Raw genomic sequence first — 15,171 nt, 5'->3', positions numbered from 1 at the left:
GATAACTGAAACGGATCAATATTTTTGTCCGTATAAAATAACAACACCACAGTATGGCAAATGAGGCAACAGAAAAAGTACATGTATTGATCATAGGCTCGGGTCCGGCAGGCTACACTGCTGCTATTTATGCAGCCAGGGCAAACATGAAACCGGTATTGTACCAGGGCATCCAGCCGGGCGGTCAGTTAACCATCACCACCGAAGTAGAAAACTACCCGGGTTATCCCGAAGGTATACAGGGCCCGGAGATGATGGTCAATTTTGAAAAACAGGCAGCGCGCATGGGCGCCGACATCCGTTACGGACTGGCCACGAAAGTTGATTTCAGTGTGCAGCCCTATAAGGTTTGGATAGATGAGGAGAAACTGATCGAAGCCGATGCGGTGATCATCAGCACCGGCGCCTCGGCAAAATGGCTGGGTCTGCCCAGCGAAGAAAGGCTCAACGGGTTTGGCGTGAGCGCCTGCGCGGTTTGCGATGGTTTCTTTTTCCGTGGTAAAGAAGTGGCGATCGTTGGTGCGGGCGATACGGCGGCAGAGGAAGCGATCTATCTTTCGAAGCTTTGTACCACGGTGCATATGTTCATCCGCAAAGACAAAATGCGTGCAAGCAAAGTGATGCAGGACCGCGTGCTTGCCACGCCTAACATCAAAGTATACTGGAACTCGGATACGGAGGAGATATTGGGTGAGAAAAAAGTAGAAGCCGTTCGCATACGCAACAACCAGACACAGGAGGCCACGGAGATCCCGATCAGCGGTTTCTTTGTTGCGATCGGTCACCAACCGAACAGCGATATCTTCAAAGGTTACATCAACATGGATGAAACCGGCTACATCCTCACAGAACCCGGCACGTCGAAAACCAACCTCGAAGGCGTTTTTGCAGCGGGCGATGTGCAGGACAAAAACTACCGCCAGGCCGTAACCGCCGCCGGCAGCGGCTGTATGGCTGCGTTGGATGCGGAAAGATACCTAAGTGCGAAATATTAATTAGTAATTAGTAATTAGGAATTTATAATTACTGGTTATGATGAATGCCTAATTACTAATTCCTAATTACTAATTCCTAATTTCTAATTCCTAAGTGAGTTTGTTATTAACAATAAGCCTCCATAATCTTCACTTTTTCGCCTACCACGGTTTATACGAGGAAGAAAAGATATTGGGCAATCATTTTGAGCTGAACGTTGTTGTGAAACATGCGCCCCCGGAATTGCCGGTTAAACGGTTGGATGATACAATTGATTATGTGGCCGTGTATGAACTGGTGCGCCGGCGGATGGAAATACCGACGCCATTGCTGGAGACCGTGGTGACGGAAATTGCGAAAGAAATCTTAATTCGGTTTACGTTGGCGGAAGAAGTGTTTATTTCGATACGCAAAATGTACCCGCCTATTTCTTACATGCATGCGCGTGGGAGTGTAGGCGTTGGTTTTGAACTGAAAAGAAAAGACCTGTAACCATGAAGATGATGAAATTTATTTTACCCGTTTTCCTTTTTCTCGCAGCCACTGGTTTGCACGCGCAGGATGTCAATGTATTGCTGAAAGAGGCAGACAACCTCGAAAAGACACAAAAAGAAAACGAGGCTTTGGAAAAATACAAAGCCGTGCTGCTGCAGGAACCAACCAACCTGAAGGCACTGGTGAAAAGCAGTGAACTCAATGCATCCATCGGCGGCAGGCAGAACGATAAGAATACAAAACGCCTTTATTTCGAAACCGCACTCGCATTTGCCAACAGGGCATATATGGCAGACAGCAACCAGGCCGACGCATCATACGCAATGGCCATGGCATCGGGGAAGATGACGGATGTGGAAACAGAAAACAAAAAACTCGTGGCCTATGTGCGCGATGTAAAGAAGTATACAGACAAGGCCCTTGCCATCAACTCCAACCACGCCAAAGCCAATTATACCATGGGAAAATGGAACTATGAAATGGCCAATCTATCCGGGTTGAAAAAAGCAGCTGTGAAAATACTCTATGGCGGACTTCCCGAGGGAACCCTTGAGCTGGCCATCCAGTTCATGGAAAAATGCAAAACACTGGAACCTTATTTTGTTGCCAACTATCTCGACCTCGCCAAAGCCTACAAAGATGATCACAAACCCGCACAGGCCATCGAAACCCTGAACAGGCTCGTAAAACTCCCGACCCGCACGGCAGATGATGTGGCGCTGAAAGCGGAAGGAGCGAGGTTGCTGGCTTCCATGCAATAAACCATTTTTGATTCCAAAAAAACGACTGTCTTATGGATCTTCAACAACAATTCGAACAAGCTGTTGTCAACAGCAAAACCCTCAGCGAAAAGCCTGACAACGATACCCTTTTACAGCTTTATTCTTTGTACAAACAAGCCACAGAAGGCAATGCAGGCGAGGGGCCCTCGAATGCTTTCGATTTTGTAGCCAAATTCAAGCACGAGGCCTGGGCAAAACTGGCAGGTACTTCAAAGGAATCGGCCATGCAGCAATACGTGGAGTTGGTGGCCCGGCTGAAGGGATAATAATCCAGTGTGTTTTTTTGTATCGGGTAGTTCGGTTCTATATTGGCATGCTGGTGTCTACGCTTGACGATCTGACACTTTATACAAAACATGGCTCTATCTGTTGTTGTCTGGCACAACCATGTTTGGCTACCAATGTACAAAATAGCCCCTTTAAGCAACATTTACATTTTGTATTTCACCCAACGTTTGCTTTTCATGTACCAGAAGGAAGGCACAAAAATGGTGGTCCAGTAGATCCATTCACTCGCCCATCCCCATGTGATGGGAAGATTTAGTTTTTCAAGCACGACATAGACGTAGAGACAGTAAAAAGTGATCGCTGCCGTTTCTGAAAGCAGGTTCATTTTTGAGTTACCGGTGCCTGTAACGGCATTCATCCATACAACGGAGATCGACATGAACACCAGTGCGCTCGATACCACGCGCATTACCGGAATGGCGGCATCGATAAACGCATCTCCCTGACCATACATCGATAAGAACAAATGCGGGAACAGGTTCAGGAACAGGCAAACCGATAATGCAAAACCCAGGCTCCAGTACATGATGCGGTTGATCAGCCCGAGCACTTCCTGCTGGCGGTTCTGGCCAATCACATTACTGACCATCGTATTGGCCGTTGCCGCAAAGGCCCAGGTGAAGCAGCCGAAGAAGCCGAAGATATTCCGCATGGTATTGGAGATCGCAAGATCCCGTTGGCCATGGTGTTCGATAAGGATGTAAAAAAACTCCCAACTGATGATGCTGATGCAATGCTGTAATATCAGGGGATAGGACTGGCGAAGGATGAGTTTTACGTTGGCCGCGTCGTAAGCCCAGTTCTTGAAAAGCTCCAGTTGCCGGGTGATGCCATTCATCCGGATGACCACGAAAATCACCACCAGCCCTGCGAATTCCGAAATGATAGAAGCGTAGGCGGCACCATCGAAACCCAGTTGCGGCATGCCGAATTTTCCATAGATCAATGAATAATCGAAGAACACATTGGTAACCGCTTCCGTAGCCGTTCCGAGAATGAGGTATTTGCTTTGGTTTGTTCCAACCAGCAATGCATTGCGCATCTGGTACACATACAGGAAGGGTAGCCCGAGGATCCGGATGTTGAGAAAACGTACGCATGTATTTACGCTTTCCGGGTCGTGCAGCGACCACCGCAGCACCGTTGGCGCCACAAACCACGTGATCACCATGCCCAGCAAAGCGAATACGATGGAGATGCGTATACCCTGTGCAAAAAGATTACCGATCGCATCGATCCTGTTCTCCCCGGCACGGCGCGAGATCAATGCCTGGAGGCCATTGTTCAGGCCATGTCCCACAACCGCGAAGATCAGGTAATAGACCCCTGTAATTCCCGCAAGGGCAAGCGCGCCTTGTCCGAGCCCGCCGAGGAAAATATTGTTCGTAATGAAATTGATCTGCGGAACGATGATCGCGGCGGCAATGGGCAAAGCGATCTTCAACACCTGCCTGTTGCTGATCTGTACCTGTAAACTATTCATGCCCGCATTTGCCATAAGGACCGCGAAGTTACAGCCTTCAAACCGAGCCTTTGTGCCTTTGTTCGCAAAAATATTTTATGCCATGCCGGCGGCGCAGTAGGCGGGAAGAGAAGGTTCAGCGGTTTTTTTATATCATTGCATTGCAATTGACTCACATGGTGCGTAAGATCATCGGATATTATTCGGATAACGGGCATTCCATCACAGAGGCCGACCAGCTCGTGGTTGAGATCAGCCGCAACGAAGTGATCTGCCTGGTAAAAGGAAATGCATCACAGGAAATTGAAGGTTTTGAAGTGTTCCGCTTCGACCAGGAAGGCAACGACTGGAACGATGTGTTCTATGCAATGCGCACCGCATCCGAATTACTCGATAAATCATACCGGAACGCGCATTGTTATTACAATTTTGAAGAGGCGGTTCTTATTCCCGGCAAACGTTTTACGGCAGTAGCGGCAGAAGATTATCTCAACCTGATGTTTGGCGAGAGCACGCGCCACGATGTCAAATACGACCCCATCAATGCAGACACACACATCGTGAACGCCTACCGTGTAAAGAGATCGATACACGAACTGATGGGTCGCCATTTCCTGCTCTACAAACCACATCATTCGTATTCCGGAATCGTACACGATATTTTAACCCGCGGGGAACTGGATGCGCATTTTGTAAAAGTTGTGTTTTACAACAAACACATCATCGCGGCCGTTGTAAAAGACAGGCAACTGCAGCTCATTCAATCTTTTTCTTTTGAAACAAAAGAAGACGTCCTGTACCATCTCACCAATATCAAAGAGCAATTTGAACTCGATGGTGCGCATTCGCATCTGGAGATCAGCGGAATGTTCGACAACGGGTCCACGCTGCACAAACAACTGCAGTCGCGTTTTGGCCTGATCACGTTTGATACCATGAACATGGATGGCGTATTCAAAGCCGCCACCAACCAGCCGCTGCATTATTTTACCCCTTTTTATAAACTGGTTGTATGAGGATCATTTCAGGAAAATGGGGTGGGAGAAGGATCAGTCCGCCCGGCAATATGCCCCATACCCGCCCAACCACAGACATTGCCAAAGAAGGATTGTTCAACATCCTCCAGAACCGCATGAACTTCGAAGGCATCAAAACCCTCGATCTTTTTGGCGGCACGGGCTGCATCAGTTATGAGCTGGGCTCACGCGGCGCGGCGGAGATGACCATTGTTGAAAAGGACAACACCATGCACGCCTTCATCAAAAAAAACCTCGACATGCTTGGCGCAGCCAACGCGAAGGTGCTGAAGATGGATGTGTTCTCTTTTCTCAACAGCTGCACGGAACAATTTGATTTTATTTTTGCCGGCCCGCCCTATGCATTGGGCAGTATCGATGAATTGCCAAAGGTCATCGTTTCAAAAAAACTGATCGCACCCAAAGGCTTCTTTGTGCTGGAACATACACCGAGAAACCAGTACGAAAAATTTGAAGGGTTTGCTTTTGTGAGGAATTACGGAACAACCCTGTTTTCCTTTTTTACAGAAACCCCGGCGGTTTCTGAATGAGTAAAACACCAGCAATGAAACCAATTTTTATCACAGGCATCGGCACCAACATAGGAAAGACGCTTGTTTCGGCCCTTCTCACCGAGGCATTGCATGCCGATTACTGGAAACCCATACAGGCCGGGTATGAAGACGGTACCGATGCAACCACCGTTGCCGGGCTGATCAGCAATAATGAATCCATCATTCATCCCGAAGTATACCGCCTGCAAACACCCGCCTCGCCACACATCGCTGCAAGAAACGAGCAGGTGGAGATCAGCCTGGAAGCGATCGTATCGGCTTATACAAAAATAAAAACAGCAAGGCCATTGCTAATCGAAGGCGCGGGCGGGTTGCTGGTGCCGCTTACAGGCAAACTTTTTGTTGCCGATCTGATCAAAGCGCTCGATGCACGCGTGATCATCGTGAGCCGCAATTACCTCGGCAGCATCAATCATTCATTACTCACCGCGGCATACTGCAAAAGCAACGGCATAGATGTTGCAGGATGGATCTTTAACGATGATTACCTGGATTATGAAAACGAGATCGTATCATGGTCGGGCTATCCATCCCTCGGATCGGTGCCGGCGATGAAAACGGTAGATCAACAAAACATCAGGCTGGAGGCAGCAAAGCTGAAGGATATCAGCGGTAAGCTGCAGGCATTTGCCGGTGTTTGATAGCTTTCACTGTGTACACAAAAACGCCCGGATGAACAAAAAAGAACTGCGCACGTTATACAGGAACAAACGTACGGTCATTGACCCGCGCAAGCGTTTGCAGCTCGACGACCTGCTGTTGCTCCGGTTCCAGCAATTTGATTATTCGGCGGTGCAGTCGGTATTAACGTATTGGCCCATGTCGAACCAGTCTGAACCAAACACGCACCTCTTCAGCAGTTACATGCGACACATGGTTCCGGGATTGGTGATCGCCTACCCGCTGGTGAACAAGGAAACCTGCGAGATGACGGCCATTGCCATTCACGAAGACACCGTTTACCATACCAACCAATGGGGCATTACCGAACCAAAAGAAGGTACGGTGATTGATCCGCAGCAGCTGGACATGGTATTTGTGCCCTTGCTTGCATACGACAAACAGGGGTTCCGCGTGGGGTATGGGAAAGGGTTTTACGACAGGTATCTCGCCAACTGCAGGGAAGACGTGGTAAAGATCGGCTTCTCCTATTTTTCGCCGGTTGATAAGATCGCCGACACCGATCATTTTGATGTACCTTTAACCTATTGTATCACGCCGCAGCAGACTTATGAATTTTAACACGATATTCCTCAAATCCTTCCGTGTTTTATTGTTACCGTTAGCGCTTATCTATGGCCTGGTTATTTATATACGCAACTGGATGTTCGATAAAAAATACCTGAAATCGGCACGGTTCAATTTCCCGCTCATCTGCGTGGGCAATCTTTCCGTGGGCGGAACCGGCAAATCGCCGATGGTTGAATACCTTGTTGAACTGCTCAAACCCAAATTCAAAATAGGAACGTTGAGCCGCGGCTACAAAAGAAAAACAAAGGGCTATGCACTCGCCAACCAGTTTACCACGGCACTGGAGATCGGCGACGAGCCGATGCAGTTTCACAGCAAGTTCCCCGATATCGCAGTAGCATCCTGCGAGGAAAGGCTGGTGGGCATACCGCACCTGCTGCAGGATGCGCCCGATCTCCAGGCGATCATTCTCGACGATGCCTTCCAGCACCGCTCCGTGCAGGCAGGGCTGAACATCGTGCTCACAGAATACAGCAACCTTTACTCACACGATTTCTTCCTGCCCACCGGCGACCTGCGCGATCAATGGAGCTCTGCAAAAAGGGCACAGGTGATCATTGTAACGAAATGCCCGTTCGACCTCGATGCCGCCAGCAAACAAAAGATCATCCGTTCCCTGAAACCCGAGGCCGACCAGAAAGTTTTTTTTACAACGATCGAATACGGGCTGCCTTACCATATTTTTAACCACGGCGATGAATGGATGATCACACCGCGCGACGAAGTATTACTCGTTTGCGGCATCGCCAACCCAAAACCATTAAAGGAATACCTGCTCGCTAAAACGCACACGTATTACCAGATGGATTATTCAGACCACCATATTTTTTCAATAGACGACCTCAACGAGATCAAAGAAAAGTTCGAAGAGATAGAAGCAAAAGATAAAATGATCCTCACCACAGAAAAAGATGCTGTGCGCCTGATCAAATTCACCGAACAGCTGGCTTCATTGCCCATGTATGTTTTGCCGATACGCCATTTTTTTCTTTTTGATGAAGGACAACAGTTCAACGAACTCGTAACAGGTTATATTACCAATTTTCAATTCAATCCGGCAACATGAGCAAAGCGAAACAGAAGCAGAAATCAAAACAGAAAAGTCGTGCAAAAGTTGCGGCACAACTCATATTAAAAGGCAAACTCGAAGTTACACGCTCCGGCATGGGCTACGTGATCGTTGAGAACACCGAAGGCGATGTACTCGTTCGCCCCGGCGACTTCAACACCGCGCTCAACGGCGATACCGTGCGCGTAAAAGTGGTGAAGGAGAACCTGCGCACCGGTAAAAAAGAAGGAAAGATCACAGAAGTGATCGCAAGAAAACAGACCGAGTTCATCGGTTACGTGCAGTTGTCTACCAACTATGCCTTTTTTATTCCCGACACCGATAAACCCATGCCCGATCTCTTTATCCCGCTCACAGACCTGAATGGCGCAAAGAACAAGGACAGGGTAGTGGCGCGCCTCGTGAAATGGGACAAAGACGATAAGAAACCCGTGGGCACCATCATCAGCATCATGCAACCCGAAGATGAGAACGATGCCGCGATGAAGGAACTGCTGGCGCAGGCCGGATTCCCGCTGTTTTTCCCGGATGATGTGCTGGAAGAAGCGGCGCGTTTACCCGAAGTGCTGGATCCCGCCGAAATCAAAAAACGGAGAGACTGCCGCGAGATCCTCACGTTTACCATCGACCCGGTGGATGCGAAAGATTTTGACGATGCGATTTCGATCCGTCAACTCGCCAATGGCAATTACGAGATCGGTGTGCACATTGCGGATGTTAGCCATTATGTGTTACCCGGCACCGAACTGGATGAAGAAGGATACAAACGCGCAACATCCGTTTACCTTCCCGATCGCGTGAACCCGATGCTGCCTGAAAAGATCTCGAATGAACTTTGTTCGCTGCGCCCGCACGAAGACAAATTCACTTTCTCCGCCATTTTTCAAATGGATGCAAAAGGAGCCATCAAGCAATACTGGCTGGGTAAAACGGTGATCCATTCCAATCACCGGTATGCGTACGAAGATGTACAGTCGATCATCGAAACAAAAAAAGGGATCAACAAAGACGAGATCCTTCTTTTGAACGATATCGCGCAGCGCATGCGCAAAGCAAGGTTTGCCAAAGGCGCCATCAACTTTTCATCGCAGGAAGTGCGTTTCAAACTGGATGAAAAAGGAAAACCGATCGGCATCGTTGTAAAAGAAAGCAAAGAGTCGCACCAGCTTATCGAAGAGTTCATGCTGCTTGCCAACCGAACGGTAGCGGAAAATGTTGCCAAACTGAAGATCAACAAAAAACCATTGCCGTTTCCATACCGTGTGCACGACAGGCCCGATGTTGACAAGCTCACGCCTTTCATCGCATTTGCAACCAAACACGGGTATAAGTTCGATGTATCTACGCCGCAGGCCATTGCCGCAAGTTTCAACGCAATGCTGAAAGAAGCGGAAGGAAAACCCGAACAGCATGTGCTCGAGCAGTTGGGCATACGCACCATGGCCAAGGCGATCTATACCACGGAGAACATAGGACACTACGGGCTGGCGTTTGAACATTATTGTCATTTTACATCGCCCATCAGGCGATATCCCGATGTGATGGTGCATCGTGTGCTGCAATCCATTCTTGAAGAAAAACCGATGGTAGACAAGAAGATGGAGGAAAAATGCAAACACAGCAGCGAACGCGAACGTGCCGCAATGGAATGCGAACGAGCGGGCAACAAATACAAACAGGTGGAGTTCTTACAGAAACACATCGGCGAAGTGTTTGAAGGCGTGGTGAGTGGCGTGGCAAGCTTCGGTTTCTTTGTAGAAACCGTTGAACACAAATGTGAGGGATTGGTAAGCGTGATCGGCCTCTCGGACTACGACGATTTCCGTCATGTGGAAAGCGATTACAGTCTTGTGGGACTTCGCAGCGGCCGCACATTCAGGATGGGCGATAAGGTATTCATCCGCGTGGCAGCCGCCAACCTGGAAAAACGCCAGCTTGATTACGAATGGGTGATGAACGCGAACGGTGATGAGGCGGGCACATCGCGGCCCAAAACAAAGAAACCTTCGAAGAAGAAAAAATAGCAGGAAGCTTTTGAAATTGTTGACTGTTTCGATGCTGTTGTTGGTCGCCTGACCAGCAACAGCATTTAGATGTTCGTTTCGTTAAACCTTATCCCAAACCCCCGCAACGCCGTCAACACAGGTTCATAGATCCCTTCCTCAATGGGAATATGCAAACCCGTCTCGGTAATTTTGCCTTCCAGTAACAAATAAGCGGCGATGCCTAGCGGAAGCCCTACTGTTTTGGCCATCGCGGTGTGCAGCTGGTCTTCGCCTTTTACAACGAGTTCGCTTTTTACAACATGGTTTTTCCCGTTCAACAGGTAACCGATCTCGTGTAGCATAACGATCATGTCTTTGTCGCCATCTCCAAGCGCCCATTTTTTTTCAAGCACAAACTGCAATGCATCGGCAACACTGCAGTAGCCTTTGTTGATGAAAGTAAGATCGTTCCATCCTAAAAAATCAAACTGTTCCTGGAGCAATGCTGTAGACAAAGAAATTTTCTGATCGGCGAATGCATTTTGCAGGAAAGAGGAAATGGTTAGGCTGTCTGTGTCGATGTGTTTTTCTTCGTCCGTTAGGCCCGCCTGTACAACCAGATCCCATCCTTTGCAGAAATCGGGATGGCGCAACGTGGTGCGTATGAAGGTGCCCGCTTCTTCGAGCGCATACACCGGGATATAACCCAGCGAATCACGGTTCGGATAATAGGCGAGCTGTCCCACGCCTTCAACGGCTACTTCGCTGCAGTTGTTAAAAAGTTCTTTGTAGGGCTTTGTGATCTCTTTTGCGCCTTCCCTGAACAGGGCGCCTGCTTTTCCTGCAAGCACAATGTTGCGTGGGTTCCAGCTGATCTTGTAGTGCCAGGGGTTGGTATCGCTCTCGGGCGCTACCAGTCCGCCGCAATGCGAAAGAAAGGAATGGATCTGACCGCCCTCGTTTTTGATGCGGTGAACAAGTTGCATGGCGCTCATATGGTCGATACCAGGGTCGAGACCCATTTCGCAGAGGAACAGGATGTTTTTCGACTTGATATCCGTGGCCAGCGCTTTTATCTTTTCATCCACATAAGAGGCCGTGAGCAGGTGTTTTCCAAAGGCAAGGCAATCCAGCGCCACAAAATAGTGAAGGGAGGGTGGAAGAAGCGAGATCACCACATCTGCCTTTTCTACAAGCGCTTTTCTGTCTGTTTCATGTTCGATGTCGATGCCAACCGCGTTAACGCCCGGGTGGTTGCCAACCTTGGCCTGCACGGCAGCGAGATTGGCATCGGCGATGGTTACCTGCCACTGTTTAGCTGTGGCGATGTTTTTCAGGTAATCAATGAGAACGGTTGCAGATTTACCGGCACCGAATAGAAGGATGTGTTTCATGTAGGCTGAGATTTTAGCTGCAAGGTTCAGCCGCGGGCTGTAGCTTGTGATGCGATGTACGGCCAAAACTAAAAAATGTTCCGCCAGGAAAATCGGATGATCGGAAAATCAGGACGAATCGAAGGATCTCTGCAAAAAACAAAACACAATTAAGCCGGGATCGGGCCGGCGCACTGTAACTTTATTCACGATCGAACGTTTCGACAAAAAAACACACCCATGAAAAGAATAATCTTCCTTGCCGCCATCCTGCTAACCCTTGGTGCTGCGGCACAAAAACCGGTACACGATGCCAATGCGGTTGCGCGGCCGGCCAAAGGGTTTCATGCCGTTGAAATGTCGGATGGCATCGATCTCTACCTCACACAAGGCAGCGAAGAAGCCGTTGCGGTCAGCGCTTCAAGCAGTGAATACCGCGACAAGATCGTGGTGGAAGTGGTGAATGGTGTGCTGAAGATCTATTTCGACCGGGGAAGCAACGGCTGGAATTTCAACTGGGGCAACCGGAAACTGAAGGCCTATGTATCGGTAAAAAGCATCGACCGCCTTACCGCATCCGGCGGCGCCGATGTGGCGATCGAAAACGAACTGGATGTTCCCGCCCTGAACATGATCCTTTCTGGAGGATCGGATTTCAAGGGAAGGATCATCACCAAACGGCTCGACCTTAACACCAGCGGCGGCTCAGACGCCTATGTTTCGGGCCGGGCAGACGACCTGAAGATCCTTTGCAGCGGGGGATCAGACGTGCATGCCTACGAGCTCATCAGCAACAACTGCTCGGTGAACTCAAGCGGCGGGTCGGACGTTAAAATCACCGCCAACCAAAAGATCGATGCAAATGCCAGCGGCGGCAGCGATATTTACTACAAAGGAACCGCTTCTGTAAGCAGCGCAAAAAGCGGTGGCGGCAGCGTGAAAAAAGTGAACTGATATTCTTGTAAAACACAATACTGCAAAGGGTTCCCGACGAAAACGGGAGCCCTTTTTGGTGCCAAAAAACGCCCGGAACACCGCGGCCGGATTTTCGGCTTGGTTCCTGTTCACAACTGTGGATAAAACCCCTTAAAAAACAACCGTTTTCCCTCTGTTTTACGCCTCTAAAAAGTTATCTTCGCCAACCTTGAAAACACGGGTGTTTTGCACCGTGTAAATGAACTAAAATCGTACGAGAACACACACATGGAAGACAATCTGTTACCGCCGGAGAAAACGAACGATAACGACCGCATCATACAGGTAAATATCGAGGAGCAAATGAAGACAGCCTATATCGATTATTCGATGTCGGTTATCGTGGGCCGTGCCCTGCCCGATGTACGCGATGGATTCAAACCCGTTCACCGCCGCGTTCTATACGCGATGAATGAACTGGGCAACAGTCACAACAAACCCTATAAAAAATCAGCGCGTATCGTGGGCGAGGTGATCGGTAAGTACCACCCGCACGGCGATGCTTCGATCTATGATACGGTGGTGCGGATGGCGCAGGACTGGACCATGCGTTACATGCTGGTAGATGGCCAGGGTAACTTCGGGAACCAGGATGGCGATCCGCCGGCAGCTATGCGTTACACGGAGGTGCGTCTCCAGCGCGTGGCAGAAGCCATGCTGGACGATATTGAAAAAGAAACGGTAGACTTCCAGCTGAATTTCGATGATTCTGAAAAAGAACCGACGGTTCTGCCAACACGGATACCGCAACTGTTGGTGAACGGCTCTTCCGGTATCGCCGTGGGTATGGCCACCAACATGATGCCGCACAACCTCAGCGAAGTAGTAGACGGCTGCGTGGCCTACGTGGAAAACCGGGATATTGCGATCGAAGAACTGATCAACTATGTAAAGGCGCCCGATTTTCCAACAGGTGGCATCATCTATGGAATGGACGGCGTTCGCCAGGGATTGTTAACCGGCCGCGGAAGGGTAGTGCTGCGCGGAAGATGCCATGTAGATACAAAACCAAGCGGACGTGAACAGATCGTGATCACCGAAGTGCCTTACCAGGTGAACAGGGACCAGCTTACCGACCGCATCGGGCAGCTCGTGACCGATAAAACGATCGAAGGCATCGCACACGTGAACAACGAGAGCAACATGCGCGAAGGAACGCGTATCGTACTCGATCTGAAACGCGATGTGGTGGCACAGGTAATTGTTAACCAGCTTTACAAATACACAGAATTACAGACCAGCTACGGCATCAACAACGTCGCTATTTCGAAAGGCCGCCCGAAAGTGATGAACCTGAAGGACCTCATCGCCGAGTTCATCGAATTCAGGATGGAAGTGGTGATCCGCCGCGCCAGGTTCGACCTCAGGAAAGCAGAAGAAAGGGCGCATATACTCGAAGGTTACCTCAAGGCGCTCGATCATCTCGACGAAGTGATCAAGCTCATCCGCGCCAGCAGAACACCCGACGAAGCAAAAGAGAACCTCATCGCAAAAAGCAAAACCGAAACCTGGTACCTCAACAAGAACATGTTTGCAGACCTCACAGACGAGATCTACAACCAGGAAACAGGTTTGTCTGAAATACAGGCGAAAGCCATACTGGAGCTGCGTTTGCAGCGTTTGACGGGAATGGAGCGCGACAAGATCGTTGATGAATTCAACAGCCTCATCGCTTCCATCCGCCACCTGAAACAGTTGCTGGCAAGTGAACCATTGCGGTATGAACTCATCAAAACCGAGCTGCTCGAGATCAAAGAGAAATTCGGCGATGCGCGTAAATCGGAGATCCAGTACCTGGCCGATGAAATGCGTATCGAAGACCTCATCGAAGACGAAGACGTGGTGATCACGATCTCGCACCTTGGCTATATCAAGCGCACCTCCGCCACCGAATACCGCCAGCAGCGCAGGGGCGGAAGGGGAGCCGTGGGCACGAAAACAAGGGAAGAAGATTATGTAGAACACCTGTTCGTGGCATCAACACACGGAACCATGATGTTCTTCACCGAAAAGGGCCGCTGCTTCTGGCTGCGCGTGTACGAAATCCCTGAAGGTGAGAAACAGAGCAAGGGAAGGGCGATACAGAACCTCATCCAGTTGCCGGGAGATGACAAGGTGAAAGCCATCATCGACGTGAATAAACTCGACGATAAAGAGTACGTTCAGCAACATTATATCGTACTTTGTACCAAGCAGGGCATCATCAAAAAAACATCGCTCGAAGATTTCAGTCGCCCGAGGGCCAATGGCATCATCGCCATCACCGTTAACGAAGGGGATGAGCTGTTGTCGGCACGCCTCACAGATGGCAAACAGGAGATCATGATGGCAGTAAAAAGCGGCCGCGCGATCCGTTTCCCGGAAGAAAAAGTACGTGTAACCGGGAGGGGAGCCATCGGGGTGGCCGGTATCGAGGTAGACGATACGAAAGATGAGGTGATCGGGCTGATCTGCATCAACAAAGAGGATCCGAGCCGCACCATCCTCGTGGTGAGCGAGAAAGGATTTGGTAAAAGAACGGCCGTAGACGAATACCGCATTACCAACAGAGGTGGTAAAGGTGTTAAAACTATCAACGTAACGGAGAAAACCGGCAGTTTGGTCGGTATTTTGTATGTGACGGAGAAAGAAGACCTGATCATCACCTGTAAATCGGGCGTAACCATCCGCACCGGTATCCAGGACATCAGGGCGGCGGGCCGTGCAACACAGGGCGTAACACTGATCAGGCTGGATGAGGGCGATGAGATCGCCGCGATTTCACAGATCGAGGAGCAGGAGGAAGAAGTGGCTGCAGTAGTGGAAATCGAGGGCCTCGATCTTCCGGCAACCGCGGAAAACCCGGCTTCAGAAGAAGGCGAAACACCTGCGGAAGATGAAACAAAAAATGAAGACAACACCGATAATACAACTGAAAATCAATAA

14 protein-coding genes are annotated in these 15,171 nt (G+C 49.6%); 12 read left to right on the top strand and 2 right to left on the bottom strand.

The features are described 5' to 3' along the window. The first annotated feature begins 53 nt into the window (after positions 1–53). From trxB to GWC95_RS09595, 4 genes are all read left to right on the top strand, one after another. Positions 54–995 carry a thioredoxin-disulfide reductase gene (gene trxB / locus GWC95_RS09610; RefSeq protein ID WP_161818488.1) on the top strand — a complete coding sequence of 314 codons (942 nt, stop codon included), beginning with the start codon at positions 54–56 and terminating at the stop codon, positions 993–995. A gap of 100 nt (positions 996–1,095) precedes the next feature. Beyond that, a complete protein-coding gene (locus GWC95_RS09605) occupies positions 1,096–1,467 on the top strand; it encodes a dihydroneopterin aldolase (protein WP_161818487.1) in 372 nt (123 codons plus the stop codon). A 2-nt stretch (positions 1,468–1,469) separates the two neighbouring features. Then, positions 1,470–2,231 carry a hypothetical protein gene (locus GWC95_RS09600; protein ID WP_161818486.1) on the top strand — a complete coding sequence of 254 codons (762 nt, stop codon included), beginning with the start codon at positions 1,470–1,472 and terminating at the stop codon, positions 2,229–2,231. Between the two features lie 32 nt (positions 2,232–2,263). Then, complete coding sequence (locus GWC95_RS09595) at positions 2,264–2,518, top strand: acyl-CoA-binding protein (protein ID WP_161818485.1); 255 nt, start codon at positions 2,264–2,266, stop codon at positions 2,516–2,518. A 164-nt stretch (positions 2,519–2,682) separates the two neighbouring features. On the opposite strand, the gene GWC95_RS09590 is transcribed toward GWC95_RS09595, so the two are convergent. Then, complete coding sequence (locus tag GWC95_RS09590; protein WP_161818484.1) at positions 2,683–4,023, bottom strand: MATE family efflux transporter; 1,341 nt, start codon at positions 4,021–4,023, stop codon at positions 2,683–2,685. A gap of 155 nt (positions 4,024–4,178) precedes the next feature. On the opposite strand from GWC95_RS09590, the gene GWC95_RS09585 reads away from it, so the two are divergent. Genes GWC95_RS09585 through rnr form a run of 6 tightly spaced genes read left to right on the top strand, consistent with a single transcriptional unit; the run spans position 4,179 to position 9,937 of the window. After that, entirely contained in the window at positions 4,179–5,018 is an 840-nt protein-coding gene (locus GWC95_RS09585; protein WP_161818483.1) for a DUF3822 family protein, read from the top strand. Beyond that, the gene (locus GWC95_RS09580) at positions 5,015–5,569 is read left to right on the top strand and encodes an RsmD family RNA methyltransferase (protein WP_161818482.1); all 555 of its coding nucleotides are present in this window, start codon (positions 5,015–5,017) and stop codon (positions 5,567–5,569) included. Before GWC95_RS09585 ends, GWC95_RS09580 begins: the two co-directional genes overlap by 4 nt. A 14-nt stretch (positions 5,570–5,583) precedes the next feature. Then, on the top strand, positions 5,584–6,234 hold the full coding sequence (gene bioD, locus GWC95_RS09575) for a dethiobiotin synthase (RefSeq protein WP_161818481.1): 651 nt from the start codon (positions 5,584–5,586) through the stop codon (positions 6,232–6,234). Positions 6,235–6,265: 31 nt separating this feature from the next. Further along, the gene (locus GWC95_RS09570) at positions 6,266–6,835 is read left to right on the top strand and encodes a 5-formyltetrahydrofolate cyclo-ligase (RefSeq protein WP_161818480.1); all 570 of its coding nucleotides are present in this window, start codon (positions 6,266–6,268) and stop codon (positions 6,833–6,835) included. 31 nt (positions 6,836–6,866) lie between these two features. Continuing rightward, the gene (gene lpxK / locus GWC95_RS09565) at positions 6,867–7,910 is read left to right on the top strand and encodes a tetraacyldisaccharide 4'-kinase (protein WP_237722119.1); all 1,044 of its coding nucleotides are present in this window, start codon (positions 6,867–6,869) and stop codon (positions 7,908–7,910) included. Further along, positions 7,907–9,937, top strand: coding sequence for a ribonuclease R (gene rnr / locus GWC95_RS09560; protein WP_161818478.1), 2,031 nt, complete (start codon positions 7,907–7,909; stop codon positions 9,935–9,937). Before lpxK ends, rnr begins: the two co-directional genes overlap by 4 nt. 65 nt (positions 9,938–10,002) lie before the next feature. On the opposite strand, the gene GWC95_RS09555 is transcribed toward rnr, so the two are convergent. Beyond that, entirely contained in the window at positions 10,003–11,292 is a 1,290-nt protein-coding gene (locus GWC95_RS09555) for a saccharopine dehydrogenase family protein (RefSeq protein WP_161818477.1), read from the bottom strand. Positions 11,293–11,511: 219 nt separating this feature from the next. Between GWC95_RS09555 and GWC95_RS09550 the strand changes: the two genes are divergently transcribed. Next, complete coding sequence (locus GWC95_RS09550; RefSeq protein ID WP_161818476.1) at positions 11,512–12,225, top strand: head GIN domain-containing protein; 714 nt, start codon at positions 11,512–11,514, stop codon at positions 12,223–12,225. A 249-nt stretch (positions 12,226–12,474) separates the two neighbouring features. Continuing rightward, positions 12,475–15,171, top strand: a complete 2,697-nt coding sequence (gene gyrA, locus GWC95_RS09545) for a DNA gyrase subunit A (protein WP_161818796.1) — start codon at positions 12,475–12,477, stop codon at positions 15,169–15,171.

The sequence above is a fragment of the Sediminibacterium roseum genome (assembly GCF_009939005.1).
Taxonomy (GTDB): domain Bacteria; phylum Bacteroidota; class Bacteroidia; order Chitinophagales; family Chitinophagaceae; genus Sediminibacterium; species Sediminibacterium roseum.
This window is presented reverse-complemented; position numbering and strand designations above follow the sequence as displayed.